General features: G+C 59.1%; 29 protein-coding genes and 1 pseudogene. 18 read left to right on the top strand and 12 right to left on the bottom strand.

What is annotated here, in order from left to right:
* Positions 1-51 precede the first annotated feature (51 nt).
* Positions 52-1,239 carry a hypothetical protein gene (locus FHT93_RS30885; protein WP_112544677.1) on the bottom strand — a complete coding sequence of 396 codons (1,188 nt, stop codon included), beginning with the start codon at positions 1,237-1,239 and terminating at the stop codon, positions 52-54.
* 229 nt (positions 1,240-1,468) lie between these two features.
* Here FHT93_RS30885 and parC point away from each other — a divergent pair, with 229 nt between their 5' ends.
* Complete coding sequence (gene parC, locus FHT93_RS30880; protein ID WP_183851017.1) at positions 1,469-3,724, top strand: DNA topoisomerase IV subunit A; 2,256 nt, start codon at positions 1,469-1,471, stop codon at positions 3,722-3,724.
* A 161-nt stretch (positions 3,725-3,885) separates the two neighbouring features.
* Entirely contained in the window at positions 3,886-4,389 is a 504-nt protein-coding gene (locus tag FHT93_RS30875) for an SRPBCC domain-containing protein (RefSeq protein ID WP_246781766.1), read from the top strand.
* A gap of 72 nt (positions 4,390-4,461) precedes the next feature.
* Here the strand turns inward: FHT93_RS30875 and FHT93_RS30870 are convergent, their stop codons facing one another.
* The 4 genes from FHT93_RS30870 to hemB form a co-directional block, all read right to left on the bottom strand.
* Complete coding sequence (locus tag FHT93_RS30870; RefSeq protein WP_183851015.1) at positions 4,462-5,340, bottom strand: DMT family transporter; 879 nt, start codon at positions 5,338-5,340, stop codon at positions 4,462-4,464.
* The gene (locus FHT93_RS30865) at positions 5,340-6,116 is read right to left on the bottom strand and encodes an arginyltransferase (RefSeq protein ID WP_183851014.1); all 777 of its coding nucleotides are present in this window, start codon (positions 6,114-6,116) and stop codon (positions 5,340-5,342) included. Before FHT93_RS30865 ends, FHT93_RS30870 begins: the two co-directional genes overlap by 1 nt.
* Positions 6,117-6,298: 182 nt before the next feature.
* Positions 6,299-6,757, bottom strand: coding sequence for an RDD family protein (locus tag FHT93_RS30860; RefSeq protein WP_112544671.1), 459 nt, complete (start codon positions 6,755-6,757; stop codon positions 6,299-6,301).
* Between the two features lie 73 nt (positions 6,758-6,830).
* Positions 6,831-7,844, bottom strand: a complete 1,014-nt coding sequence (gene hemB, locus FHT93_RS30855) for a porphobilinogen synthase (protein ID WP_112968025.1) — start codon at positions 7,842-7,844, stop codon at positions 6,831-6,833.
* Between the two features lie 135 nt (positions 7,845-7,979).
* On the opposite strand from hemB, the gene FHT93_RS30850 reads away from it, so the two are divergent.
* From FHT93_RS30850 to FHT93_RS30830, 5 genes are all read left to right on the top strand, one after another.
* Positions 7,980-8,417, top strand: a complete 438-nt coding sequence (locus FHT93_RS30850; protein WP_112544670.1) for a DUF6163 family protein — start codon at positions 7,980-7,982, stop codon at positions 8,415-8,417.
* 128 nt (positions 8,418-8,545) lie between these two features.
* Complete coding sequence (locus tag FHT93_RS30845) at positions 8,546-9,058, top strand: MarR family winged helix-turn-helix transcriptional regulator (protein WP_112544669.1); 513 nt, start codon at positions 8,546-8,548, stop codon at positions 9,056-9,058.
* A gap of 213 nt (positions 9,059-9,271) precedes the next feature.
* Positions 9,272-9,730: a hypothetical protein gene (locus FHT93_RS30840; RefSeq protein WP_183851012.1), complete on the top strand. Its 459-nt coding sequence runs from the start codon at positions 9,272-9,274 to the stop codon at positions 9,728-9,730.
* Between the two features lie 227 nt (positions 9,731-9,957).
* On the top strand, positions 9,958-10,146 hold the full coding sequence (locus FHT93_RS30835; protein ID WP_183851010.1) for a hypothetical protein: 189 nt from the start codon (positions 9,958-9,960) through the stop codon (positions 10,144-10,146).
* Positions 10,147-10,316: 170 nt separating this feature from the next.
* Positions 10,317-10,982 carry a DUF4145 domain-containing protein gene (locus FHT93_RS30830; protein WP_246781765.1) on the top strand — a complete coding sequence of 222 codons (666 nt, stop codon included), beginning with the start codon at positions 10,317-10,319 and terminating at the stop codon, positions 10,980-10,982.
* A gap of 246 nt (positions 10,983-11,228) precedes the next feature.
* Here the strand turns inward: FHT93_RS30830 and FHT93_RS30825 are convergent, their stop codons facing one another.
* From FHT93_RS30825 to FHT93_RS30815, 3 genes are read right to left on the bottom strand one after another with little or no spacing between them, the layout of a single operon-like run.
* On the bottom strand, positions 11,229-11,771 hold the full coding sequence (locus FHT93_RS30825; RefSeq protein WP_183851008.1) for a hypothetical protein: 543 nt from the start codon (positions 11,769-11,771) through the stop codon (positions 11,229-11,231).
* Positions 11,772-11,776: 5 nt separating this feature from the next.
* A complete protein-coding gene (locus tag FHT93_RS30820; protein ID WP_183851006.1) occupies positions 11,777-12,253 on the bottom strand; it encodes a hypothetical protein in 477 nt (158 codons plus the stop codon).
* Positions 12,254-12,277: 24 nt separating this feature from the next.
* Positions 12,278-12,619, bottom strand: coding sequence for a hypothetical protein (locus tag FHT93_RS30815; RefSeq protein WP_183851005.1), 342 nt, complete (start codon positions 12,617-12,619; stop codon positions 12,278-12,280).
* A gap of 812 nt (positions 12,620-13,431) precedes the next feature.
* Between FHT93_RS30815 and FHT93_RS30810 the strand changes: the two genes are divergently transcribed.
* The 5 genes from FHT93_RS30810 (at position 13,432) to FHT93_RS30790 (ending at position 18,620) form a co-directional block, all read left to right on the top strand.
* Entirely contained in the window at positions 13,432-14,733 is a 1,302-nt protein-coding gene (locus FHT93_RS30810; RefSeq protein ID WP_112544668.1) for a L,D-transpeptidase family protein, read from the top strand.
* Positions 14,734-14,914: 181 nt separating this feature from the next.
* The gene (gene glyA, locus FHT93_RS30805) at positions 14,915-16,213 is read left to right on the top strand and encodes a serine hydroxymethyltransferase (RefSeq protein ID WP_112544667.1); all 1,299 of its coding nucleotides are present in this window, start codon (positions 14,915-14,917) and stop codon (positions 16,211-16,213) included.
* A gap of 111 nt (positions 16,214-16,324) precedes the next feature.
* Positions 16,325-16,801 (top strand): transcriptional regulator NrdR, encoded by a 477-nt coding sequence (gene nrdR, locus FHT93_RS30800; protein ID WP_112544665.1) that lies wholly within the window; start codon positions 16,325-16,327, stop codon positions 16,799-16,801.
* 2 nt (positions 16,802-16,803) lie between these two features.
* The gene (gene ribD, locus FHT93_RS30795; RefSeq protein WP_183851003.1) at positions 16,804-18,000 is read left to right on the top strand and encodes a bifunctional diaminohydroxyphosphoribosylaminopyrimidine deaminase/5-amino-6-(5-phosphoribosylamino)uracil reductase RibD; all 1,197 of its coding nucleotides are present in this window, start codon (positions 16,804-16,806) and stop codon (positions 17,998-18,000) included.
* Positions 18,000-18,620 carry a riboflavin synthase gene (locus FHT93_RS30790; RefSeq protein ID WP_183851001.1) on the top strand — a complete coding sequence of 207 codons (621 nt, stop codon included), beginning with the start codon at positions 18,000-18,002 and terminating at the stop codon, positions 18,618-18,620. The genes ribD and FHT93_RS30790 overlap by 1 nt, the downstream gene beginning before the upstream one ends.
* On the opposite strand, the gene FHT93_RS30785 is transcribed toward FHT93_RS30790, so the two are convergent.
* The 3 genes from FHT93_RS30785 to FHT93_RS30775 form a co-directional block, all read right to left on the bottom strand.
* A complete protein-coding gene (locus FHT93_RS30785) occupies positions 18,601-19,116 on the bottom strand; it encodes a GNAT family N-acetyltransferase (protein ID WP_183850999.1) in 516 nt (171 codons plus the stop codon). The genes FHT93_RS30790 and FHT93_RS30785 overlap by 20 nt on opposite strands.
* A 43-nt stretch (positions 19,117-19,159) precedes the next feature.
* Positions 19,160-19,654 (bottom strand): cupin domain-containing protein, encoded by a 495-nt coding sequence (locus FHT93_RS30780; protein ID WP_112544659.1) that lies wholly within the window; start codon positions 19,652-19,654, stop codon positions 19,160-19,162.
* A 122-nt stretch (positions 19,655-19,776) separates the two neighbouring features.
* Entirely contained in the window at positions 19,777-20,136 is a 360-nt protein-coding gene (locus tag FHT93_RS30775) for a hypothetical protein (RefSeq protein ID WP_112544657.1), read from the bottom strand.
* A gap of 342 nt (positions 20,137-20,478) precedes the next feature.
* Between FHT93_RS30775 and FHT93_RS30770 the strand changes: the two genes are divergently transcribed.
* The 3 genes from FHT93_RS30770 (at position 20,479) to FHT93_RS30760 (ending at position 23,754) form a co-directional block, all read left to right on the top strand.
* Positions 20,479-20,934: a 6,7-dimethyl-8-ribityllumazine synthase gene (locus FHT93_RS30770; RefSeq protein WP_112544653.1), complete on the top strand. Its 456-nt coding sequence runs from the start codon at positions 20,479-20,481 to the stop codon at positions 20,932-20,934.
* Positions 20,935-20,937: 3 nt separating this feature from the next.
* Positions 20,938-21,420, top strand: a complete 483-nt coding sequence (nusB, locus tag FHT93_RS30765; protein ID WP_007819976.1) for a transcription antitermination factor NusB — start codon at positions 20,938-20,940, stop codon at positions 21,418-21,420.
* Between the two features lie 195 nt (positions 21,421-21,615).
* Positions 21,616-23,754, top strand: coding sequence for a sodium-translocating pyrophosphatase (locus tag FHT93_RS30760; protein WP_112544652.1), 2,139 nt, complete (start codon positions 21,616-21,618; stop codon positions 23,752-23,754).
* A gap of 72 nt (positions 23,755-23,826) precedes the next feature.
* Here the strand turns inward: FHT93_RS30760 and FHT93_RS30755 are convergent, their stop codons facing one another.
* Positions 23,827-24,360: an outer membrane protein assembly factor BamE gene (locus FHT93_RS30755; protein WP_112544650.1), complete on the bottom strand. Its 534-nt coding sequence runs from the start codon at positions 24,358-24,360 to the stop codon at positions 23,827-23,829.
* Positions 24,361-24,549: 189 nt separating this feature from the next.
* Here FHT93_RS30755 and FHT93_RS30750 point away from each other — a divergent pair.
* The 3 genes and pseudogenes from FHT93_RS30750 (at position 24,550) to plsX (ending at position 26,856) form a co-directional block, all read left to right on the top strand.
* Positions 24,550-25,141: pseudogene (locus FHT93_RS30750) on the top strand (ubiquinol-cytochrome C chaperone family protein).
* An 11-nt stretch (positions 25,142-25,152) separates the two neighbouring features.
* A complete protein-coding gene (locus tag FHT93_RS30745; RefSeq protein WP_112544646.1) occupies positions 25,153-25,707 on the top strand; it encodes a DUF177 domain-containing protein in 555 nt (184 codons plus the stop codon).
* Positions 25,708-25,809: 102 nt separating this feature from the next.
* A complete protein-coding gene (gene plsX, locus FHT93_RS30740; RefSeq protein ID WP_112544644.1) occupies positions 25,810-26,856 on the top strand; it encodes a phosphate acyltransferase PlsX in 1,047 nt (348 codons plus the stop codon).
* Position 26,857: the final 1 nt, after the last annotated feature.

Below are 26,857 nucleotides of genomic sequence, written 5' to 3'. Positions count from 1 at the left end.
AAAAAGCCCGGCGAACATATCGCCGGGCTTTTTTGTTGGGTTGAGACCAACTCAGTCGTTGGCCGAAACCTTTACCCCAAGCATCTGCGGCACCGTGTTCGGTGCACCCATGGCAGCGCCGACAATCATCGGGAAGGCAACCGGCTTCTCAGGCGTGGCCTTGACGGTCAGGCTCTTCGGGTTGTCGAGGAAGGTGCTGACCGCAGCCGAAATCGCATTCTGCAGTTCCGGAATGTTGAGCTGCGCGAGCATGATCGGCGTCATCGCCTTCAGCGAATCCGCCATCTGCTGGCCGGAGACGTTCTGCTTCGAACCGGCATAGTCCAGCGCGCGCTTCGTGATCGACGCATCCTCGAAGCGGATCTGCGCGGAATCGAATGTCAGCTGCTGGGCAAGGCCGAGCATGGCGAGGCCGAGCGCCTGCTGTGCTTCTTCCTTGTTGGGGTTGGCTTCCGACTGCTTGACCGCGTCCTGCATCGATTTCATGAAGGCCATCGTGTAGCCGGAGATCTTGAAGCCGAAGTTCAGCTTGCCGACATTGGTGATGTCGAAAGATATCTCCGAGAGATCGATCGTGCCGGGCTCGATATCCCAGGCGCCCTTCATGGTGATGTCGCCCTGGATGTGCTGAAGCGCCAGTTTCTCGATCGCTTCCTTGCTGTCCGGGCTATCTCCGGCCTGGCTGAGATCGGCCTTCATGCTCTTGAAGGCGCCGTCAAAATCGAAACCGGATTCATCTTCGCGCAGCGTTGCGTTCATGTCGCTTTCGAGTACCGAGAAGACCTCGGCACCATCCTTGACGACCTTGATCGGACCGGTATGGGCGCTCTCGGCAAAGAACATGGAGTCGATCGTATCGCCCGGCTGGGCGGGAACGGAGATGTCGCCGAGCGTCATTTCCTGGGCGCTCACGGTCACGCCCTCCTTGGATGAACTGATGTCGGGGAAGGCTGCCTCTTCGATATAGTAGCTGCCGTCATCCTGCTCTTCGACGCCCGAGAGGGTGATGTCGCCGATGGCGATCGGTTCGCCGGCATTCGGCTTGAAGCTGGTATTCTTCAGCGTGACAGTCGTGCCGTCGATATCGACGGAATCGGCGGTCACTGTTCCGCCCTGTTGGCTATAGGCGGCATTGATCTTTTTCAGGAGATCCTGGCCGTCCAGCGCGAACGCAGAACCAGCGAACGAAAGAATGGCTGCGCTCGACAGCATCAGCCGCGTTGTGCGGTAAAAGGTCATGAGAAAGTCCCCTGGGTGGCAAGTGCCGTTGACTATTACAATGAAGCTACTGCGGAACGGTCCGGCTTTATATTTGCAGACCCCTAAATTTTTATTGAGAGGATCGGCAAACAGAGTCCAAATTCGGCTGTCACCTTTTACAGCTTTCGTGTCAGCATGAAGACGTCATCCACAGCCGGAATGCCCGGATTCCTTGCCCCACAGGGGTTTCTGAGCTAGTCAGGGTTCCATGGGACAAGAGATTTTACCGCCTTCCGGCGGAGACGACGATAATATTCAACCGGTCGACCTGAAGGCGGCGCTCGAAGAGCGCTACCTTCGTTATGCCTTGTCGACCATCATGCATCGCGCCCTACCTGATGTGCGCGACGGCCTGAAGCCAGTCCATCGCCGCATCGTCTATGCGATGAACGACATGGGTCTGCGCCCCAACGCGGCCTTCAGGAAATGCGCCAAGATCGTCGGCGAAGTGATGGGTAACTATCACCCGCATGGCGACCAGTCGATCTACGACGCATTGGCGCGCCTCGCGCAGGATTTCTCGCAGCGCTACACGTTGGTGAACGGCCAGGGCAACTTCGGCAATATCGACGGCGACAGTCCCGCCGCCATGCGATACACCGAATCGAAGATGACCGCGGTCTCCGAGCTGCTGCTCGAGGGTATCGATCAGGATGCCGTCGATTTCCGCGATACTTACGACGAATCCAATTCGGAGCCGATTGTTCTTCCCGGCGCTTTCCCGAACCTTCTCGCGAACGGTTCGTCGGGTATCGCCGTCGGCATGGCGACGTCCATTCCTTCGCACAACGTGCATGAGGTCTGCGATGCGGCGCTGCATCTGATCAAGCATCCCGATGCTACGGTCGAAAAGCTCGTCGAATTCATCCCTGGTCCCGATTTCCCGACCGGGGGCATCATCATCGATAACAGAGAAAGCATCATCGAGAGCTACCGCACCGGTCGTGGCGGTTTTCGCGTGCGCGCAAAATGGGAAACGGAAGATCTCGGCCGCGGCGGCTATCAGATCGTTATCACCGAAATTCCCTTCCAGGTGCAGAAGTCGCGCCTGATCGAAAAGATCGCCGAACTCCTGATCGCCCGCAAGCTGCCGCTCCTGGAAGATATCAGGGACGAATCGGCCGAGGATATTCGTGTCGTGCTGGTGCCGAAGAGCCGCACCGTCGATCCGACGATCCTCATGGAATCCATGTTCAAGCTGACGGAGCTGGAAAGCCGCTTTCCGCTGAACATGAACGTCTTGTCGATGGGCGTCATCCCGCGCGTGATGGCGCTGAACGAAGTGCTGAAGGAGTGGCTGGCGCACCGCCGCGAGGTCCTCCAGCGCCGCTCGCGCTTCCGCCTTGCTGCTATCGACAGACGCCTCGAAATCCTCGGCGGCCTGCTCGTTGCCTACCTCAATATCGATGAGGTGATCCGTATCATCCGCGAAGAGGATGAGCCGAAGCCTGTCATGATGAAACGCTGGGACCTGACCGACGTTCAGGTCGAGGCGATCCTCAACATGCGGCTGCGCGCCCTGCGCAAGCTCGAAGAATTCGAGATCCGCAAGGAACACGACGAGCTCACCAAGGAAAAGGCCGATATCGAGGCGCTGCTCGCTTCCGACGAGAAGCAGTGGCAGACGGTCTCCTGGGAAATCGGCGAGGTGAAGAAGAAATTCGCCAAGGCGACCGAGATCGGCCGCCGCCGCACGCAGTTTGCCGAAGCGCCCGATGCCGACGAAGAAGCCGTCCAGCACGCGATGATCGAGAAGGAACCGATCACCGTCGTCGTCTCCGAAAAGGGCTGGATCCGCGCTTTGAAGGGTCACATTTCCGATACGTCGACATTGGCCTTCAAGGAAGGCGACGGCTTGAAGGTGGCCTTCCCGGCGCAGACGACCGACAAGATCCTGATCGTCACGACCGGCGGCAAGGTCTTCACGCTCGGCGGCGACAAGCTGCCCGGCGGCCGCGGCCATGGCGAGCCGCTGCGCATCATGATCGACATGGAAAACGATCAGGACGTGCTGACGGCCTTCGTCCACGATGCGGCACGCAAAATGCTGATCGTCTCGACTGTCGGCAACGGCTTCGTGGTCCCGGAAGTGGAAATGGTCGCCAATACCCGCAAGGGCAAGCAGATCATGAACGTCTCCATGCCGGATGAGACAAAGCTTCTCGTGCCCGTGACCGGCGATCACATCGCCGTCGTCGGTGAGAACCGCAAGATGCTGGTCTTCCCGCTGAGCCAGGTGCCGGAAATGACGCGCGGCAAGGGCGTGCGCCTGCAGCGCTACAAGGATGGCGGCATTTCCGATGTTCGCTGCTTTGCCATCACCGATGGCCTGAGCTGGGAAGACAGTGCCGGCCGCACCTTCACCAAGAACAAGGACGAGCTTGCCGAGTGGCTGGCCGACCGCGCCACCGCCGGCCGCACTGTGCCGAAGGGCTTCCCACGCAGCGGCAAATTCGCCGGCTGATCCGGGAATTTTGAGGCTCCGCCCTTGGCGGGCGGAGCAATTCCTCTATCTCAGTCCTGTCACCAAAAAGAAGGGCCAACAAGAAGGGCAACGTCGTTCCGCGGGCGGGCGGGATGGCCATAAGCCGTGCGCTTTGAAGAGCGTGCGAACACAACGGAGGAATGCCGATGGCCGCCGCCAATACCATCAAATTGCACGTCGCCCACAGCTACAGGGCGCCCCCTGCCACGGTCTATGATGCCTGGCTCAATCCCCAAATTGCCCGCCGCTTTTTATTCGCAACCGATGACGGCCATGTCGTGCGCGCCGATATCGATCCGCGCGTCGGCGGCCGCTTCATCATCGTCGACCGCCGCCCGACCGGCGACGCCTTTCATCACGGCTTATTCCTGGAGCTGAAGCGCCCCAGACACATCGTGTTCTGCTTCTCGGTCGAGGAACACGACCATAATTGCGATCGCGTCGAAATCGACATCGAACCACTCGGCAGCGGCAGCCGCCTGACCCTCACGCACGAGATGTGCGCGGAATGGGCGGAATACGAGGAAAAGACCCGTCAGGGCTGGACACATATCGTCGAAGGGCTGGATCGGGAACTGGAGCTTTCGCCAGGTTCGAAACGATCGAACCCCGAAGCCGGCCAGTCTGCAGGGGCTGCGGCCTGAGCGAACTGCGTGATCATCATCGCGTCCTGTGACAACAAAGTTATAACAGAAGATAAGCTATAACCGCCCCGGTCAAGCGAGTTGAACGCTCTTGCCTTTCGCCATCCAGACGGAATGGGCGGCGATCGCCGCGACCAGTATCGCACCGCCGACAAGCGTCATCGTGGCTGGCGTTTCGGCGAAGATCAGCCAGACCCAAATCGGTGCAAGCACCGTTTCCAACAGGTAGAACATCCCGACTTCAGGCGCGGAAAGATATCGCGGTCCCGTCGCCAGGCACCAGAAGGCGACCGGCATCATGATGGCGCCGTTGAAGACAATCCATCCGGGTTGAGCGATTGACAGTCCCGTAGGCAGGACCTGCACCAGGCCAAGTGCTGCCGGCAGGATTGCGGCAAGCAGCGGCACGAAACCCATCTCCCGGCGCGAGGCACGACCGACTGTGATGGCGGCGGCAAGCACCAGCGCGCTTAAAAGCGCCATGGCGTCACCGAAGACGTGGCCGCTCGAAAGTCCCTCGCGCACGATCAGGCCGACCCCGAAGATCATGAACAGCATCGCGATCAAGGTCACCGGCTGCGGCTTCTCCTTGAGAAATAGCCACGACAGCAGTGCTCCGAACATCGGGTTGAAGGCAACGATGAAGACGACGTTCGCCGTGGACGTATTGAAGACTGCCAAGACGAAGGTGACGGAAGAAAGCCCGTAGAGCAGTCCGGCCAGCAGGCCGGGGCGACCGGGCACGAGCGGCGGCCACCTGCCGGAGAACAGGCGCATCGCAACCAGGATGACGAATGTGGCAAGGACCGTCGCCAGGCTTCGCGCGCTGAGGATCGACCAGATATCGCCATCGGCGAGGCGAACGAGCAGAATGTCCACGGAAAGTGCCAGCCCGCCGATCGCCGTCAGCAGCAGGCCCTTCCGATGATCGGAAAGGTGGGGAAGGGGCATCAGTCCTGCGGATCGTCCTCGAGAGAAGAGAGATCGAAACGTTCCCAGCCGCGCGGCGTCAGATGTTCCTGCGGCTGGAAGCGCGTCTTGTAATCCATCTTCCGCGATCCTTGAACCCAGTAGCCAAGATAGACATGCGGCAGGCCGAGCGCCCTGGTGCGGTGCACGTGGTCGAGGATCATGAAAGTGCCGAGCGAACGCCGGTCGAGGTCCGGGTTAAAGTAGGAATAGACCATGGAAAGGCCGTCGCTCATCGTGTCGGTCAGCGCAGCGGCAAGCAACTCGCCCTTGGGACGCGTCTCCAGGCCGGAGCCTTCCTCGCGGCGACGATATTCGATGATCTTCGTATTCACATGCGTATCTTCCACCATGATCGCATAGTCGAGCACGGTCATGTCGGACATGCCACCCTGCTGGTGGCGATAATCGAGATAGCGGCGGAAGAGGGAATATTGCTCGCTTGATGGCTGGGCAGGGAATTCCGTTGCGATGATGTCGGAATTGTTCGCCAGAACCCGCTTCATCGATTTGGTAGGCTGAAACTCCTGTGCCAGGATCCGCACCGAGACGCAGGCCCGACAGGCCTCGCAGGCGGGGCGGTAGGCGATATTCTGGGAACGGCGAAAGCCGCCCTGAGTCAAAATGTCGTTCATCTCTGCAGCGCGCGGACCGACGAGGTGAGTGAAGACCTTGCGCTCCATCTCATGCGGCAGATACGGACACGTAGCCGGAGCCGTCAGATAAAACTGCGGGGATGGCGTAGTCTGGGTATTCATCTCTTGCGGAGATTTCCTTTCGGGGCGCCTGTCATTCCAGACAGCATGACGCAAGAATAAAAAACGTCAACAGCACGGCATTCAGTGCCGCGCAATCGAATATTCGATTTCTTGGATATGGCGCCTTTTTGTGGCCGGCAAAGGGCGGGCGGAGACTTTATTTCGTCCCCGCCGGCAGGGAATCAGTTGGTACGGATCGTCGCCGTGCCGACGAGGAAATCGTGCAGCAGGCGCGAGCGCTCCGTGAACAGGCCGACCAGCAGAATCAGCGGCGTCAACACCGAGTTCAGGATCCAGAACAGCGCCAGGTGAGCAACGGCCAGGATGAAGTCCATCGGCCTTCCGTCAACACGCACGATCGCGATACCCATCGCGCGCATGCCAAGCGAAGCCTGCGATGGACCGCCGACAGTCAAGCCAAAGTACAGGCCTGCGACGATGACGAACAGGGCCGGATAAAGGATGAAGCCGAGCCCCAGCGTGACGATCCCAAGGAAGAACACCACGATCGCCGCCGGAATACAGAGCAGGGCCACGATGACATAGTCAAGGATGAACGCGAAGACGCGACGGCTGAGCACACCACTATAGGCGCGCCAGTCCTCCGGTGCGGCATAAAGCGGATTGGGGTTGTAGCTCATCCATATCTCCCTTCGAAAGACGATGTCGCTGATATGGTATCGTCAGGGGGAAATACAATAATTCGCCCGAAAATCACCTTTTTGCGAGGATTTTCGCCACTTCCGGCGCAAAATAGGTGAGGATGCCGTCGCAACCGGCGCGCTTGAAGGCAAGCAGCGTCTCCATCATGATCCGCTCGCCGTCTATCCAGCCGTTCATGGCCGCAGCCTTGATCTGCGAATATTCGCCGGACACCTGATAGGCGAAAGTCGGCAGGCCGAACGCCTCCTTCACGCGCCAGCATATGTCGATATAGGCAAGCCCCGGCTTGACCATCAGCATGTCTGCGCCTTCCTCGACATCGAGGGCGGCATCGCGCAGCGCTTCCGTACCGTTCGCCGGATTGATATAGTAGCTGTTCTTGTCACCCTTCAGCAGGCCCTTGGTATTGATCGCCTCGCGATAGGGCCCGTAGAAGCCGGAGGAAAATTTCGTTGCATAGGACATGATGCCGACGCTCTGATGCCCGGCGGCATCGAGCCCGCGGCGGATCGCGCCGATGCGTCCGTCCATCATTTCCGAGGGAGCAATGATGTCGGCGCCGGCATCGGCCTGCAGGATCGCGGCCTTGACGACCTGGTCGACCGTCTCGTCATTGACGATCTCGCCGTCGCGCAGGATGCCGTCATGCCCGTGGCTGGTGAAGGGGTCGAGCGCCACATCAGTAATAATGCCGATATTGGGCACTGCCTTTTTGATGGCAGCCGTCGTCTGATTGATGAGGTTATTGGCGACAAGACTGTTCGACCCTGTCTCATCGCGCAATTCCATCTCTATATCGGGGAAGGTGGCGATAGCGGGGATACCAAGTTCGGCCGCTTCCTTTGCTGCCTCGACCGCCTTGTCGACGCTCATGCGGTTGACACCGGGCATGGCGGCGATCGGATCGACAATGCCGGTTCCCGGGACGATGAAGATCGGCCAGATCAGATCGTCGACCGTCAGGCGGTTTTCCTGCACCAGCCGCCGCGTCCAGTCGGCCTTGCGGTTGCGCCGCATACGGCGGTGACCGGTGATTTCATCGACGAGATGCGTCTTGTCCTGCATGATATCTGTCCCTGGGCCATTCCATTTATTGGAGCGCTCATTATCATGCGCCCCGGAAAATCCAAACCGGACGATTGGCCGCGGCGGATGAAAGCCTGAAACTGAAGCCGTAACATTGAGTGTGATGTCTCGCCCATGGAAACCGATTCTCCGACGATGCCGAAACGGACGCTGACGGATATCCTCTTCATCTTCTTCCTGCGGCTCGTCGCCGTTTCCTGCTTCTGGTTCGGTCTTCAGTATTGGGCGATGCTCGTCGGTTACTCGCTGGTCGGCGCCGGCCGGTTCGATCTGTTAAGCCTGCCATGGAAGGTCGCAAGCACCAGCCTTGCCGTTCTTTTCCCGGTCGCCTCGCTCGGACTCTGGCTCACCGTTTCCTGGGGGCCGGTCATCTGGGTGCTGGCCGCAGGCGGCCAGATCCTCATGTACGGCCTACTGCCGCAGATCTTCGGGGCTAACCGGCTGATCATCCTGCTCCATGTGATCGTGGCCGTCATCTACTGGATTTTCAGGCTTTCCCTGTGGCTGGAGCGGCGCCGGCAGCGTCGTCAGGTAAGCGTTGATTTACCCTGATACATCAAGGGGTCTTCGTAAGCCTCTGTTAAGCCTGCGGTTTAAGTCGAATTTTATATGTATTCGATAGGGTCTCACTCAAGGCGGGAAGAAAACGACACCGCCAAACAAAACAGTGAGGCAGTCAAATGAACACGAAAATCAAGCCGCAGGCGGCATCGACTTTCCATGCACACGAGCAGGGCATCCGTGATCTTTACATGGAATCCCTTCATCTTGTTGAACGTCTTCATCGCCGTCTTCTCGACGTCATCAAGGACGAGTTCGACCGTCAGGGCCGCAGCGACGTCAACGCCATCCAGGCGCTGCTCCTTTTCAACATCGGCAACTCCGAACTGACGGCCGGCGAGCTGCGCTCCCGCGGCTACTATCTCGGCTCGAACGTTTCCTACAACGTCAAGAAGCTGGTCGACCTCGGCTTCATCAACCACCAGCGCTCGCGCATCGACCGCCGCTCGGTCCGTATCAGCCTGACCGAAACCGGCCAGGACATAGCCGAGACGGTCGCCCGGCTCTACGAACGCCACATCGCCTCGATCGACAAGGTCGGCGGCATCGGCACGGATGAGTTTACACAGATGAACAAGCTCCTGCAGCGTCTGGATCGCTTCTGGAACGATCAGATCCTGTATCGTCTGTAAGAAGATTACGATCCGTCCCCAGGTATGAACACCAGAATGCCCTGGCCGGCGTTGGCCGCATAAACGGGGCACGAGATGGCACAGGTGGCGTGGATCGCTCGCCACTTGAACGCCGGCGATTTTCGACCTCCAATCGGCACCTGAAGCGCGCGCGGCTTTCCCTCCGCGATGCGCTTTTCTGCTATTCATGCGTCCGGAGATATGGAGGGAATCATGCTGCTCAATGGCCCCGAGCGATATTCATTGACGTATACGCCAGCAAGCTTTTCAGTCCTGTGCAACGAGGGCACTCCAAAATTCTCCGGACTAGCAATTTCCGAGAAGCCGAAGCTTTACATCGTCAGTGTCGATGGCAACCCGATCTACGTTGGAATTACCAAGCAGAAGATGCAGGCTCGGCTTCGCTATGGGTGGAGCGCGGCGGGAGCCCACGGCTACCACGGCTATGCTTGGCGACATAGCGGCGACACCGCAGCACTTGATGTCTGGGAGCATACTGATGCCCTAAACCGGAGCGAACGCGATATCGAGACGATTGAAGCTGAAGTCGTGTACCTCATCCGCCAGCGTGGACAATGGCCAGCCTTCCAAACCGAAATTCATTTCTACTCCTCAAACGAAGAGCATCGGGAACTGGCGAGGCGGATCTTGGCCCATTACTACCCGGCCTAGGATTTCGCATTCTCAATGGGGAGGGCACGGATTTCCGACATCCGATCATCAAGTATGTTCGCCTCCGCTCGCATCAGGCGCGCCATTTCTTGGCTTTTCGAGGCCCCTGGCTTTGAGTAGACCGAGGCAAGTGCAATAGCATCATCACCGCGCTTCTGAAGTGATGCTACCGCCCGTTCGCGCATCGCTTCCTAACCGGCTTTGAAGCTCTCGACATAGGCATTGGAATGCTGTTCGCCAATAACAAGAACTTGCGCGTCGGTCATTCCGTGGAAGTCATGCTCGCTCAAACGTCAGCGTCACCGGCAGATCTAGAAGCCGCCCAACGGCGCATCGATGCAGCGAAGGCACGCAATGAGGAGCGTGACCGCCTGCTGGTCCAGCAACGGCGTCGCCAATTCGGGATGGTGACCTGATTTACCGCGACGCTTGCGTAAGCCCCTGGTGGAATACTCAATGGGTACAAGGGAGCCATTGATTCGGAGATATCGTGGAGCGAGCTTTATGGAAAAAGGCCTATACCACTTTCGGCCACTTCATTTGCCCTCGATGCGGTAGGGGCAAGCTGCGTGAGAAAGAGGAGTGGATGCTGAGAGAGGAGCCGAATCACACCGCTCGGCAGTTAGAGAACGATGGCCTGATAGGAGAATTGTCTGAGGGACGATTTTCCGGCCTTCTTAAATGCAATAACAAGCCATGTGGTGAACTGGTGGCCGTCGCCGGTGATTATCGAACCGATTACGAGATCCAACAGGACTACGATACCGGCGAAGCGATTGAATTCAGCCTCCACCACTACAGGCCCGTCTGTGTGACCCCGTCCCCCGCGATCATTTCCTTTCCCAGGGGTATGGCGGAAGATATCAAGCCCCATATGCGACGGGCATTCGAGCTGTTTTGGACGGACCACGGCGCCTGCGCCAACCGGCTTCGTATCATTGTTGAAATGGCACTCGATCAGCTTGGCGTACCGCGCGAGGGTCCGAAGGGTAACCGGAAGAAGGCGCGGTGGGATCTCGCCGACCGGATAACCGACCTCAATCGGCTTCGGCCTGGTCACGAAGATGTGCTGACCGCGTTGCGGGTTGTAGGGAATACCGGCAGCCATGAGGGTGTGGTTGACTTTGAAGATCTCTTGGACTGCTTCGAGCTCCTCGAATATGCCCTGATCGAACTTCTGGAGCGTCGTCGGGAAGAGCTGGGCGAGAAGGCCAAGCGGCTAATTGAGGGCAGAGGCAGGCCGGTGACTTGAGCCACCTGACTAGGCTAAAATACCATCAATTCTGCGAGTTGATCTGGTCGGCGGGAAGTGATGCACTGCCTCCATGGACAAGAAACTCGAAGACCTCAAGCTGAAGCCGGCCGTGCTTGCCGGACTGCATCAACCCGGTTTTGCAGCCGATAGTGACCTATCAACCGCGGACTCAGTCGAGATAATGCGATTGCCTGGTGTGACCGGCTACGAATGGCGCAAGATAGCAAAAGCGCTGGGCAGAGGTCATAGGTCGGATGCGCTGGCCTGACCTGATTGCGAAACCATGTCGCGATCGGCCTTAGTGGTAAACGCTATGACAGATCGCGTAATCTCACCGTTATATCGAAGCGCATAAAGGGTACTCTCGTCGGGCGTCATCCAAATATACCGTGTCTGCTGGTACTGAACCCCGAAGCCGTTTTGAAGCATGGGGGTCGCTTCGCTGTCCGGCATCCCATACTTCTCGATAAGTGCCGGTGCAATTTTATCGAAGGCGCTGGAATCCATGCTCATGTAGACGCGCTGTAGAAATCCTTTGCCGTCGATCACGATGTTGGCGGTAAGAGACGTTGGGCCGATGTGAACTAGTCCGTTGCAAACTTGCATACTGTTCGCACCGCTACCGCATTTCACGCCCGTCGCCTTCAGTACCTGGGCTGGCGTTGTCTTTGCGCCAATTACCAAGCCTTTGAATTCGAGTTTCTTGGGTCCAGCGTACGCAGGAAGGGAGACAAGCGCGGACAATGTCGCGACAGCAAACCAAGTCTTTAGCACTGCAATCCCCATATTGCTTAGCTCTGTTTTGGGCGGGCAAACCCCGAAAACGCCCACACCAAGGCGGCGCCGATGACGAACGTAAAGGCTGGTGGAATGAATGCCGTCATCGCCGCTGATTTGGTGCGATCGTATTTGTCGCTGCTTCTAGCCATCTCCCAACCAAGGTTCTGGTAAAGCATCTCGCTCAGCTTGGCATGGCTGATGCTGTTGTAGCTCGGGAAAAGCTGCCTGAAGCGATGCTCGGAATACCAGCAGGCGGAACCTGGTGTGCGGTAGGCATTCCACGGCTCCGGCGCCTCCCTGCGATAATAATCGACATCTGCGCTACCCGATGCGTTCTCGCAGTGAACGGGAAGGTCCGCAAATACGTTGGGATCGCCAGACCACCACTCGTCACGCTGAATCGATTCCCAGCTCATGAAGCCGACTGCGACAATCCAGAGCACGCTGAGAACGAGCCAAAGCCGGAACAGCCCGCGTTTGATATTCATAGCTGTACGTCCCAGACCAAAAAACTAAGCCGTGCTCCACCCGAAGTAATCGAATACGAGCCGGAGAATCCAGCCTAAAGCATAATATTCAACTGCGTACAGAGCGGTTTCAAACACGAGAGAGCCGTAAGCGTTGAACCGCTCATTGTGGGTTAGATTCCACCAAGTGAGTCTAATTGCTATTAGCCCTAGAAAAAGAGAGGCAGCAAGGAGAAGTGTATTTAACGAATAAATATGGGTGTAGCCGAAGAAAGCAAAAAGCACGAAAGCGAGAGTAACGCTTTTTGGTTTGAGGCCCTTTGGCTCTTCCCGAAAGGCCTCCCTAACAATTTTTTCGCCGACTTCCACAACATCATGACTGTCCATTGTTGTGCCCACCTCAATTTAGACGGTCTCGTGCTCGATTTATAACATGGCGTTGACTAAAACCCTAGATGGCGCTCCCGCTATGCTCGCATAGATTGATGACATTGAGCGCTACCCTCAGAATCTACGGACAAAGAAGAACCTCATCCACCTGGCTCGCATCGCTCAACTCCGGTCTGCGGTTGCGGCGGAGTGGGGCATGAATGCTCCTATCGGACGGCTCGTCATCGTCCGATAGGAGTTGAATGGCGGCGTAGGGGACAGAAATCAAAGGATGAAGAGGTCGTCCCGCTATGCGAGACGCACCACCAGCATTCTCGCAATGCCATTCACCTGATGGGCAAAAAGGCCTGGGCGAAAAAATATGGCTCCCAGCGAGAGTTGCTGGAAGCCCGCGTTCGCGTCTGGTCGATCGCCTTGATAGTGCTCTAAGACATCCGCTCACCCCTGCGTGGCATCTTTGCAACGCACGCCAGCCAAGCGAAACGCCCGGTATTCAAGCCGTTTTTTAGTCGTTATTAACCCTCACGGTTTACCCGTCATATGGTGCGTTGCGTCGGTTTCCGGCAACCGGCAGTCTGTCTTCCGGCCCGGCAACACGAATTGGCCATATTGATGTGACAGCGGAATATTCGATAGCCGGCGTCCTCGACGGACCATTGGCACCATCCAGGTTGCTCGCAATCTTGTGATGGGACTGGCGGAATTTCCTGCTGCGCCGGAAGAACGAACGGATAGGGATCTGCGTTAAGGCGCAGGATATCGCAAAGGGCCGCGGCTTCCTCCACCGTGGCATTGAGTGGTTGGGACGAATGTCTAAAAAGAACGGAATTGAAGCTCTCTCGCGCCGCGCCTTCCTGGCTTCGGCGGCAACGGTTGGCGCCGGCGCGCTGGCCGCACCCGCATTCGCGCAATCGGCGCTCGATGGGCTCCTGAATGCCCCGAAGCGCGGCAACTGGGACGACCAGTTCGACGCCAAGGCTGCCTCGCGCACGGCGACGGCCGTCCTTTCCAATACCCCGATCCTCAGCCCGCAGTCGGTGCCGAGCACGCAGCAGGCGATCATGCAATATCAGCAGATCGCGTCCGCCGGCGGATGGCCCGAAGTCAATCCTGGCGATCAGCGCCTGCAGCTCGGCGTCAGCTCCCCCACCGTCCAGGCCCTGCGCCAGCGTCTGGCAATCACCGGCGACCTGCCGCGTGAGGCTGGTCTTTCCAATGCTTTCGATTCTTATGTCGATGGTGCCGTCAAGCGCTTCCAGGCCCGTCACGGCCTGCCAGCCGATGGCGTGCTCGGCGAATTCACGCTGAAGGCGATGAACATTCCGGCTGATGTGCGCCTGCAGCAGTTGAACACCAACCTCATCCGCCTGCAGACTTTCCCGGAAGATCTCGGCCGTCGCCACCTGATGGTCAACATTCCGGCCGCCTATGTGGAAGCGGTTGAAGACGGCAGCGTTGCGACGCGCCATACCGCGGTTGTCGGCCGCCTGAGCCGCCCCACGCATCTCGTCAACTCGAAGGTTTACGAGGTCATTCTCAATCCGTACTGGACGGCACCCCGCTCCATCGTCGAGAAGGACATCGTGCCGCTGATGCGCAAGGATCCGACCTATCTCGAAAAGAATGCCATCCGCCTGATCGACGGCAAGGGCAACGAAGTCGCCCCCGAGACCGTCGACTGGAACGGTGAAGCGCCGAACCTGATGTTCCGTCAGGACCCGGGCAAGATCAACGCCATGGCGTCCACGAAGATCAACTTCTACAACAAGAACGGCGAGTATATGCACGACACGCCGCAGCAGGGCCTGTTCAACAAGCTCATGCGCTTTGAATCGTCCGGCTGCGTGCGCGTCCAGAACGTCCGCGACTTGTCGAACTGGCTGCTGCGTGAAACGCCCGGCTGGAACCGCCAGCAGATGGAACAGGTCATCGCCAGCGGCACCAACACGCCGATCAAGCTCGCGACCGAAGTACCTGTTTACTTCGTCTATATCTCGGCCTGGGGCATGCCCGACGGCGTCGTCCAGTTCCGCGACGACATCTACGAGATGGACGGCAATGCCGAACTGGCGCTGGACACCACTTCGGGTATGGAGCAGCCGGTACAGTAAGTCCGGCTTGTGGAATTCAAAAAAGCCGTGCCATGTGCGCGGCTTTTTTCATTCCAGCGAGGCGGCATTCGACGCAAAATGTTCGCCCCGCGCGCTTAGCCCAGCAAATGTCGTTCTTCGTATTGCCCTCGCATCTGCGGAACGCTAATACCTTGCCGCATTCCACCGTAGGAGCCCGCTCATGACCAATGCTTCCACCGAATCCTTCTTCAATCGCTCGCTTGCAGACGTCGATCCGGAAATCTTCGGCGCGATCGGAAAGGAACTCGGTCGTCAGCGGCATGAGATCGAACTGATCGCATCCGAGAACATCGTTTCCCGTGCCGTTCTGGAAGCCCAGGGCTCCATCATGACCAACAAGTATGCCGAGGGTTATCCGGGCAAGCGCTACTACGGTGGCTGCCAGTTCGTCGATATCGCCGAGGAACTGGCGATTGAGCGCGCCAAGAAGCTTTTCGGCGTGAACTTCGCCAACGTTCAGCCGAATTCCGGTTCGCAGATGAACCAGGCCGTATTCCTGGCGCTGCTGCAGCCGGGCGATACGTTCATGGGCCTCGACCTGAACTCGGGCGGTCACCTGACGCATGGTTCGCCGGTCAACATGTCCGGCAAGTGGTTCAACGTCGTGTCCTACGGCGTGCGCGAAGGCGACAACCTGCTCGACATGGATGACGTCGAGCGCAAGGCTAAAGAACACAAGCCGAAGCTGATCATTGCCGGCGGCACGGCCTATTCCCGCATCTGGGATTGGAAGCGTTTCCGCGAGATCGCGGACAGCGTTGGCGCCTATCTGATGGTTGACATGGCCCACATCGCCGGTCTCGTTGCCGGTGGCGTGCATCCGTCGCCGTTCCCGCACTGCCATGTTGCGACCACCACGACCCACAAGTCTCTGCGCGGTCCGCGCGGCGGCGTCATCCTGACGAATGACGAGGATCTCGCGAAAAAGTTCAATTCGGCCGTCTTCCCGGGTCTCCAGGGTGGTCCGCTGATGCACATCATCGCCGCCAAGGCTGTTGCCTTCGGCGAGGCCCTGCAGCCGGAATTCAAGGACTATGCGGCGCAGATCGTCAAGAACGCCAAGGCGCTGGCCGAAACGCTTGTCGCCGGCGGCCTCGACGTCGTCTCCGGCGGCACCGACAACCACCTGATGCTGGTCGACCTGCGCAAGAAGAATGCCACCGGCAAGCGTGCGGAAGCCGCACTCGGACGCGCCTACATCACCTGCAACAAGAACGGCATCCCGTTCGACCCTGAAAAGCCCTTCGTCACCTCTGGCGTGCGCCTAGGCGCCCCGGCCGGCACGACGCGCGGCTTCAAGGAAGCGGAATTCCGCGAGATCGGCAACCTCATCGTCGAGGTTCTCGATGGCCTGAAGGTCGCCAATTCCGACGAGGGCAATGCCGCCGTCGAGGCTGCCGTCCGCGGCAAGGTGGTGAATCTGACCGATCGCTTCCCCATGTATGATTACATGGGCTAGAGCGCCGTGCGCCCGTTCGGGCGCACAAAGGACGCTCTAACTCTTTGAATCTACGCATCAGGCTTTCCGAAAATCGATTCCGATTTTCGGACCGATGCTGAAGGAGAAGGCATGCGCTGCCCCTATTGCGGTTCGGAAGATACGCAGGTCAAGGATTCACGACCGGCGGAGGATAACACCTCCATCCGCCGGCGCCGTATCTGTCCTGATTGCGGCGGCCGCTTCACGACCTTCGAGCGCGTGCAGCTGCGCGAGCTGATGGTCACGAAGAAGACCGGCCGAAAGGTTCCCTTCGACCGTGATAAGCTGGTTAGGTCCTTCGATGTGGCATTGCGCAAGCGGCCCGTCGATCGCGACCGTATCGAGCGTGCGGTCTCCGGTATCGTGCGCCGGCTGGAAAGCTCAGGCGAGACGGAAATCTCTTCCGAACAGATCGGCCTGCAGGTTCTGGAAGCCTTGAAGGGCCTCGATGATGTCGGCTTCGTGCGCTACGCCTCGGTCTATCGTGATTTCTCGCATGCTGAGGATTTCGAAAAGCTGATCGCAGAGCTCAACGCCAAGATCGCCCGCGATCCGCTGGACGCATGACCATGGGCGAGGGGATCGCGCGGCCTGAGGACGAACGCTTCATGGCAGCCGCAATCCGGCTGTCGCGATGGCACACGGGCCAGACGTCCACCAATCCATCCGTCGGCTGTGTCATCGTTCGCGACGGCGCGATCGTCGGCCGCGCCGTGACGGCACTTGGCGGTCGCCCGCATGCCGAGCCCCAGGCACTCGCCGAAGCCGGTGAACTTGCCCGCGGTGCAACCGCCTATGTCACGCTCGAACCCTGCTCGCATCACGGCAAGACGCCGCCTTGCGCCAACGCGCTGATCGCCTATGGCGTCGGGCGCGTCGTCATCAGCGTGACCGATCCCGATATCAGGGTATCCGGCCGCGGCATTTCCATGCTGCGCGATGCCGGTATCGAGGTGACGACAGGCGTGCTGCAGGCAGAAGGAAGGCAATCGCTCGCTGGATATCTCACCCGCCAGACGAAGAACCGCCCCTATGTGACTCTCAAACTTGCGGTTTCCGCCGATGGCATGATCGGCCGTGAGGGGGTAGGGCAGGTGGCGATCACCGGGCCGGAGGCGCGCGCCCAGGTACAGGCGCTGCGCGCCGAGACCGATGCCATCCTCGTCGGTATCGGCACGGCGGTCGCTGACGATCCCTTGCTGACTGTGCGCACACCGGGCCTTGAGGCACATTCGCCTATCCGCATCGTGCTCGATCCCACTCTGGCGCTGCCGCTGGATAGCAAGCTGGTCGAGACGGCGCGCGACGTGCCGGTCATTGTGGTAGCGAATGAAGTCATGTCGCCGCTGCAGGCGGATGCGGAGGGAATTCCCCCTACGCCCCAAGCGATCGCCGCTCTTCTCATGCCCGGCGAGCCAGAGGGCGACAGCGCTGATGCCGCCGACATGGACGCTCGCCGTAGTGCGCTGGAGGCAGCCGGTGTCGAGATTCTCTACTGCAATCCTTACCATCCGGAAGTCCTCTTGCCGGCCCTCGCCACCCGCGGCATCTCCTCGCTTCTGGTGGAAGGCGGCGCTAAGACCGCGAAGCTTTTCCTCCAAACCGGTCTCGTTGATCGCATCCAGCTCTATCAGGCGCCTGTCGTCATCGGCGAGGGCGGTATTGAATCCCCGCTGCAGGCAACCGACATACCATCCGGTTTCGCCCACAGGGGCACTTATATATTCGGCGCGGACCGCCTGGACGAATACGAAAGAGAGAATTGATGTTCACCGGAATTGTCACTGATGTCGGCACGATCGAATCTGTTTCGCCGTTGAAGGAAGGCATTAAGCTGCGTGTCGCGACGAATTACGATCCGACGACCATCGATATGGGCGCATCGATCTCGCATTCGGGCATCTGCCTCACGGTAACGGGCCTGCCGCAGGAAGGCAGCAACGGCCGTTGGTTCGAGGTGGAGGCATGGGAAGAGGCACTGCGCCTGACCACCGTATCCAGCTGGCAGGCGGGCAGCCATATCAATCTCGAGCGTTCGCTGAAGATCGGCGACGAGCTTGGCGGCCATATCGTGTCAGGCCATGTCGATGGCAAAGCTGAAATCCTTTCGGTGACGGAGGAGGGCGATGCGACGCGCTTCCGCCTGCGTGCGCCGGCCCATCTCGCGAAATTTGTGGCGCCCAAGGGCTCGATTGCACTCGACGGCACATCACTGACTGTCAATGCCGTCGACGGCACGGATTTTGATGTGCTGCTGATCCGCCATACGCTGGAAGTTACGACCTGGGGCGAACGCAGGGCTGGTGACTTCGTCAATTTCGAGGTCGATACGATGGCGCGTTATGCGGCCCGACTTGCCGAGTTTCCTAGCGCGAAAACTGAATGATCGGGCCGTTATAGTCCGCCCGCGCCATTTCCTTGAAGCCGAGTTTTTCGGCGACCTTCAGCGATGATATATTGTCCGGGCTGATGATGCAGGTCATCGGCCGTGCCGGAAATTGTGCTTCGCCCCAGCTGATGATCGCCTTCAGAGCTTCGGTGGCGTAGCCCTTGCCGTGGACTGAGGGCATCAGTGCCCAGCCCACCTCCATCGTCCCTTCGATCGAGGGCTGCATGTCTCGCTTGGCCTCCAGAAAACCCGCTTCGCCGATGAAGCGGCTGCTTTCCTTTTCCTCGATCGCGAAGAAACCGAATCCCATGTAGTGCCACATGCCGGCAATCCGCAGCAGCCGTGCCCAGCTCTGCTCGCGAGTGGAGGGCACGCCGCTGATGAACCGCACCACATCCTCGTCGCGCCAGAGTTCGAAATGCGCGTCGAAATCGTCGCGGCGATGCGGGCGCAGAATGAGCCGCCCGGTTTCAAGTGTCGGAATATCAGTCATGAAATTGCTGCTCTGAAATGAAGTTGTGATGACGGAGCTGATATCAGAATCCGGGCTCTCCATCCCAGTAGTCCAGAGCGTTCTCTCCCCTGCCGATATGGTCGAAGGAGCTGCCGTCGCGGTTGGTCTTGGCGAGGAACTTGCCGGAATCGGGATATTCGCAGATCTCGGTCTTCGCCTTGGTCGACAGGCCGAGATAGATAAGCGGCGTTGATCCGGTATTGATGATCTGATGGGCAGTTTCCGGCCCGCCCGAGGGAGCGCCCAGTACATCGCCCTTTTTGATTGGGTGGCGCTGGTCGCCGAAGCGATATTCGCCTGTGCCCTCGATGATGTAGAAAAGTTCGTCTTCCACATGGTGGTTGTGGAAAGGGCAGCCGGATTTGCCTGATGGTACTTCACTGTAGCTTATGCCGAGATTGGCAAGCCCAAGATCCTTTCCGAAAGACGTATCGCGGCTTTCGAAGAGGCTTCCCCTCGTCCAGTGTTCGAGGGACAGATCGGCCGTGTTGATGACCGGTTTTGCATTCGTCGCCATAGAGTCCTCCGCTTTGGCGAGAAGACAATCCTATCCGGCGGAAAATGCAACAGTGATTTCGTCAATGACGGTATGGGCGGCGAGGAGATAACCGCCCATACTCGCCTGCCAAGTCGGCAGCCTCAGCGAACGTAGAACGTAATGCTGCCGTCGGCTGCCTGTTCGGCGTTCACGACATTGCGGATATTGACACCATCATTGTTGAGCTGGTGTGCCAGCGACTTGTTGGCGTCGATGGAAGCCTGAATGGCGTGGACAGCGCTTTGCGAGCGCTGAGGGGCAGATCGCGGGCCGGTCATTTCGTCGTCGAGGTGGTGCCAGTTATAGACGGGCTCGACGTTGAAGTCATTGCCGTGGAAGCTGCGAAGCGTCTGCTCGATACCCGCTGCAGTATTCATGCCTAGGCTTTCAGCCCGGCTAACGCCGGCGAATGCAAGGGACGAGAAAGCTGCGGCAATGGCGATTTTAGCAACGCGGTTCATGATGGTATCCTTTCGTCTACCGCGACGGTCGGCTGTCTACAGGGATCGTCTGGTTACGACTAAGATTTGGCGTTGCAGCATTGATCTTTCAATGACTTAAGCCACTGAAAAGCAATTACAAATTGTTCACGAAACCTGCCTTGGTTTTGCCACTTTTCAGCTGCCTGGCTACGCATGGGTTTGGCACCGTAGCGTCTGATAAAGACGGGTCCGGCTATCCCATTGCAGATATTTTGTCTTTCCTCCGAGAGCGCCGCCCGAATTTGCTTGCCATTCGCTCGAAGGCATGTTTTGACCGCGGCCTGCCTGAGTGGAAAATGCCCCGCCAACTGAAGGTGACCCATGCCGAAAGAGACCGCTCCCCATATTTTGATCGTCGAAGCACGCTTCTATGACGACATGGCCGATGCTCTTCTGGAAGGCGCGACCTTCGCGTTGGAAGAGGCGGGCGCCACTTACAACGTTGTCACCGTGCCCGGCGCGCTGGAAATTCCGGCGGCGATTGCCATGGCGCTCGATGGCGCGGATAATGACGGCACGCAGTACGATGGTTTCGTCGCACTCGGCATGGTCATCCGCGGCGAGACCTACCATTTCGACATCGTCTCGAACGAGTCCTCGCGTGCCCTGATGGATCTCGCCGTGAGCGAGTCTCTGGCCATCGGCAACGGCATCCTGACCGTCGAGAATGATGAACAAGCATGGGCGCGTGCGCGCCGTTCAGATAAGGACAAGGGCGGTTTTGCCGCCCGTGCAGCTCTCACGATGATCGAGCTGAAGAAGAAGCTGGGTGCATAAAGAATGACTGACGAAAATACCGAACGACCGGTCAAGGCAGCCAACCAGCGGGGCGCCGCGCGCCTCGCGGCTGTGCAGGCGCTTTATCAGATGGATATCGGCGGCACCGGCGTTCTGGAAATCGTGGCGGAATACGAGGCGCATCGTCTCGGCCAGGAACTTGACGGCGAAACCTATCTGAAGGCCGATGCCGGCTGGTTTCGCTCGATCGTCTCAGGCGTCGTGCGCGACCAGCTTCGCCTCGACCCGCTGATCGCGTCTGCCCTGCAGGACGATTGGGCGCTGTCACGTCTCGACAGCACCGTCCGCGCCATCCTGCGCGCCGGCGTTTTCGAACTCGTCGACCGCAAGGACGTGCCGGTCGCCGTCATCGTCACCGAGTATGTCGAGATCGCCCGTGCCTTCTTCGACGACGATGAGCCGAAGCTCGTCAATGCCGTTCTGGACCGCATCGCCAAGCAAGTGCGCGGCGACCAGAAGAAGTAGGCACTTAGCCGCCAAACAACCCCTCCCATCCTTTCTGCGGTACTGCAAGGCTTTTGAAGTTTTGCAGTCTTGACGCGACGTTATCGACCACGCAATCTCCGCTCGCCTGTTGAGCGTTTCTATGGAGAGGAGTCGATTCAGCAGCATTCGTCGCCGGAGAAGGAGTGAGCTCCGGCTTATGGGAGGAAAGAGCGAATGACCATTCTTTTATTGGTAATCGCATGTGGCCTGCTCTCGGTGGTTTATGCCATCTGGGCAACCCGGTCGGTGCTTGCTGCCGATCAGGGCAACAGCCGCATGCAGGAGATCGCGGGCTATATCCGCGAGGGCGCCCAGGCCTATCTGACGCGTCAGTATAGAACCATTGCCATCGTAGGCATTGTTGTTTTCATTGCAGCATGGCTGCTCCTTTCCGCCACGGCCGCGATCGGGTTCCTGATCGGCGCCGTCCTCTCGGGTGCTGCCGGCTTCATCGGTATGCACGTCTCCGTCCGCGCCAATGTGCGCACCGCCCAGGCAGCATCCGCAAGCCTCAAGGCAGGCCTGGACATTGCCTTCAAGTCGGGTGCGATCACCGGCATGCTGGTCGCCGGCCTCGCGCTGCTCGGCGTCTCCATTTATTATTACGTGCTGACAATCGTGCTCGGACACGAGCCCGGCTCGCGTGAGGTGATCGACTCGCTCGTGGCGCTCGGCTTCGGCGCGTCGCTGATCTCGATCTTCGCCCGTCTCGGCGGCGGCATCTTTACGAAGGGCGCCGATGTCGGCGGCGATCTCGTCGGCAAGGTAGAGGCCGGCATTCCGGAAGACGATCCGCGCAACCCGGCAACCATTGCCGACAACGTCGGCGACAATGTCGGCGATTGCGCCGGCATGGCAGCCGACCTCTTTGAAACCTACGCAGTCTCCGTCGTCGCAACGATGGTTCTGGCGGCAATCTTCTTTGCCGGTGCGCCCATCCTGCCGTCGGCGATGATTTATCCGCTGGCAATCTGCGGCGCTTGCATCATCACCTCGATCATCGGCACCTTCTTCGTCAAGCTCGGCCCGAACGGCTCGATCATGGGCGCGCTGTACAAGGGCCTGATCGTGACAGGGCTTCTGTCGATCATCGGTCTCGGTGCCGCGACTTCGCTGACCGTTGGCTGGGGTTCGCTCGGCCAGGTCGCCGGCTTTGACGTGACGGGCACAAGGCTCTTCGTGTGCGGTCTCGTCGGTCTCGTGGTTACCGCGCTGATCGTCGTGATCACCGAATTTTATACCGGCACAGGCAAGCGCCCGGTCGTCTCAATCGCCCAGGCATCGGTAACCGGCCACGGTACCAACGTCATTCAGGGCCTCGCAGTATCCCTGGAATCGACGGCGCTGCCGGCAATCGTCATCGTCGGCGGCATTCTTGCCACCTATCAGCTCGGAGGCCTGTTCGGCACCGGCATCGCGGTTACCGCCATGCTCGGCCTCGCCGGCATGATCGTGGCGCTCGATGCCTTCGGCCCGGTTACGGACAATGCCGGCGGCATCGCCGAAATGTCCCATCTGCCGCCGGAAGTGCGCAAGTCCACCGACGCGCTCGATGCCGTCGGCAACACGACGAAGGCCGTCACCAAGGGTTATGCGATCGGCTCGGCCGGCCTCGGTGCGCTGGTGCTCTTCGCGGCCTATGCGAACGACCTGCAGTATTTTGCCGCGCATCCGGATCAGTACCCGTATTTCCAGAATATCGGTCCGATCTCCTTCGATCTGTCGAACCCCTATGTCGTCGCCGGTCTCCTGTTCGGCGGCCTGATTCCCTATCTTTTCGGCGGCATCGCCATGACCGCTGTCGGCCGTGCCGCCGGCGCGATCGTCGAGGAAGTGCGCAAGCAGTTCCGTGAAAAGCCGGGCATCATGCAAGGCACGGAAAAGCCGGATTACGGCCGCGCCGTCGATCTTCTGACCAAGGCCGCGATCCGCGAAATGATCATTCCGTCGCTGCTGCCGGTGCTGGCGCCCGTCGTCGTCTATTTCGGCGTGCTCATCATCTCCGGTTCCAAGGCGTCTGCCTTTGCAGCACTTGGCGCATCGCTGCTCGGCGTCATCATCAATGGCCTTTTCGTCGCAATCTCGATGACCTCGGGCGGCGGCGCATGGGACAATGCCAAGAAGAGCTTCGAAGACGGCTTTGTCGACAAGGATGGTGTCCGTCACATGAAGGGCTCGGATGCGCACAAGGCATCGGTGACGGGTGATACCGTCGGCGACCCCTACAAGGATACGGCCGGTCCCGCCGTCAACCCTGCGATCAAGATCACCAACATCGTGGCGTTGCTGCTGCTGGCGATTCTTGCGCACTAAGACGCGTAAGCCAACAAAACAAAAACCCGCCGGATCGCTCCGGCGGGTTTTTCATATGGAAGACAGCTTGTCTTATCGCAGGCTGGACGGGTTCTGCGGCGTACCGCCGGCGCCGCCACCGAACAGGCTCTTGGCCGCATTCGCCGCGCTGCCGCCGGACAGCATCTGCTGCAGGAAGGTGAGTTCGCGACCGCCGGTCGGCGTAACGCGCGAAATCGTGTCGAACACCTTGCCGTCCTGCAGGGTGTAATTGGCGCGGCGGGAAACGACGCCGTCCTTGTCGAAATAGATGGCAAGAATACTCTGCTCGGTGACGCGCAGCTTCTGGTACGCCATCGAGCGCTGGCGGCGCTGGGAGATGTAATAGAAGACTTCCCCGTCGAAGGTTGCTGTCGTCGACGGTGTGCCAAGTGACAGAAGCACCTGTTCGCGGCTCGAACCCTCCGGAACCAGCGCCAGCGACTGCTGGTCGACGATATAGCCACCGTTAAGCACTGTGCTCGTCTGGCAACCCGATAGGGCGGTGGTGGAGGCGATTATGACGGCAATGGCTGCATTACTGAAGAATTTCATGTCTGACTTGAAATACCGTTTCTTCAACGACATCTACTCCCTTGAGTATCGATAGCAGCCATTCCGGACACTGCGTGCTTCCTCCTGCAAAACCATTGTGGCCATTCCGGGGTGGAATTCATTCGATCCCGCCTCTTTGTGCGCCGGAGCGCCCCTGTCCCGAAACCGGTCACGAACAGCATTGCAATTCGCGCCTGCTTCGGTAAACCAGCTTTCGAAATCATGCAACAAGGCCCGGTGCCGCTGGGCGCCAAGAATGCGGCATTTCCGGAAAAAACAAATGATCCTCGGGCTCTTCGGTAAGAGAAACAGTAACCAGGCTATCGTCGAGCGGCAGTACGCGGCTCTTACGGCTGCTGCCCGCATGCCGGAGCTCTATGAGCGGCTGAATGTCCCCGATACCGTCATGGGCCGCTTCGAGATGCTGTCGATTGCCATGATCCTGTTTTTCCGTCGCACCCGCACGTCCAACACGAGCGGCCAGGAGATTGCCCAGGAAATCGTCGATGCCTTCTTTCAGGATATCGACTATTCGATCCGGGAACTCGGCATCGGCGACAACAGCGTTCCAAAGCGCATGAAGAAGCTCGCAGGCATGTTCTATGGCCGGCTCGAAGCCTATTCGAAAACTATGGATGCAGGCGATGCCGCCGCTCTTTCCGCAGCACTTCAGCGCAATATCTATCCCGAAGCTGCCGAACCTGCCGACATGAGTGGGCTGGCGCACTGGATGATGGCGGCGGAAGCCCATCTGTCTGCCATTCCCGAGGAGGCGATCGCCACCGGTTCGGCAACGATTCCTGGGTTCGCTTGAGGAGCAGAATCATGAAGAAAGATCTGAGCGAGGTTCCATTTTCCTATCCGGTCAAGGTTGGCCACATCTCCGCCAATCCCGTCGAAGTGCGCGTGACTGCCGACAAGGACGAGTTGAAGGCGCTGGCCGAAAGCTGGAACGTCGTGTCGGTGGACAGTCTCCGCGCCGACCTGCAGATCAACAGGTGGAAGCGTGACGGCATACGTGTCAAGGGACGCGTGCAGGCGAAGATCGTACAGGCCTGCGTGGTCACCCTCGAGCCGGTCGAATCTGCAATCGACGAGAACTTCGAACAGATCTTCGTGCCGGAAAATTCCAGGCTCGCCCGCCATCCCGCCAATGATGCCGGCGAGATGGTGCTGGACCCCGACGGTCCCGACCTGCCGGAAACCTTTACCGGTGATACGATCGATGCCGGTGAGATCGTCGCGGAATTCGCAGCGCTCGCCATCGATCCCTATCCACGCAAGCAAGGTGTGGAGTTCGAAGGCCACATCGAAGACACGGGCGAAAATGACCGAAAGCCCTCTGCATTCGCAGCGCTCAAGGACTGGAAAAAGGACTGAAGCCACTCCGGCATTTGACATAATTCAGTTGTAAGCGACGCCAAAACCGGTATTTTGGCCCAAATTTCGCCCCCCTCAGGCGAAAAAAAGGATCAGGGACACGTGATCAAAATATCTCTCGACCTCATGGGTGGCGACTTTGGTCCCCAGGTTGTCATCCCCGGCGCTGCCAAGGCGCTGGACAGGCATCCGGATATTTCCTTCGTCTTCTACGGTATCAAGGAACAGTGCGAGCCGGTTCTGGCGAAGTTTCCCAAGGTCAGGGAAAAGTCTGTCTTTCATGATTGCGAGCTCGCAGTCAGCATGGAAGAAAAGCCGAGCCAGGCGCTTCGCCGCGGACGTTATGTCTCCACCATGTGGCGCACCATCGAAGCGGTGAAGTCGGGCGAGGCCGATGTCGCCGTTTCCGCCGGCAACACCGGCGCACTCATGGCCATGGCAAAGTTTTGCCTGCGCACGATGGCCAACATCGAACGCCCGGCGATTGCCGCCATCTGGCCGACGGTGAAGGGCGAAAGCATCGTGCTCGATGTCGGCGCCACGATCGGGGCCGATTCGCAGCAACTTATGGATTTCGCTCTCATGGGCGGCGCCATGGCGCGCGCACTTTTCGAGCTTGAGCGCCCGACGGTCGGCCTGCTGAATGTCGGCGTCGAGGAAATCAAGGGCCAGGAAGAGGTCAAGGAGGCTGGTCGCCTGTTGCGCGAAGCCAATCTTGATTCGCTCGAATATTCCGGCTTCGTCGAAGGCGACGATCTCGGCAAGGGTACCGTCGATGTCGTGGTCGTGGAAGGCTTTTCCGGCAATATCGCGCTGAAGGCGGCCGAGGGCACCGCCCGGCAGATCGGCACCTATCTGCGTGCCGCCATGTCGCGCACGCTGCTTGCCCGCATCGGCTATCTCTTCGCCAAGAGCGCTTTCGACATGCTGCGCGAGAAGCTCGATCCGAGCAAGGTCAATGGCGGCGTATTCCTCGGCCTGAACGGCATCGTGATCAAAAGCCATGGCGGGGCGAATGCCGAAGGCATAGCCGCGGCCATCGAAGTCGGCTATGACATGGCCAAGAATGGCCTGACCCAGAAAATAGAAAACGATCTCAAAAAATATCATGCCAAGCGGCTGCCCCCGATAGGGCCTGAGGCCGCGTGAG

This window comes from Rhizobium sp. BK379, from assembly GCF_014193955.1.
Classification (GTDB): Bacteria; Pseudomonadota; Alphaproteobacteria; order Rhizobiales; family Rhizobiaceae; genus Rhizobium.
This window is presented reverse-complemented; position numbering and strand designations above follow the sequence as displayed.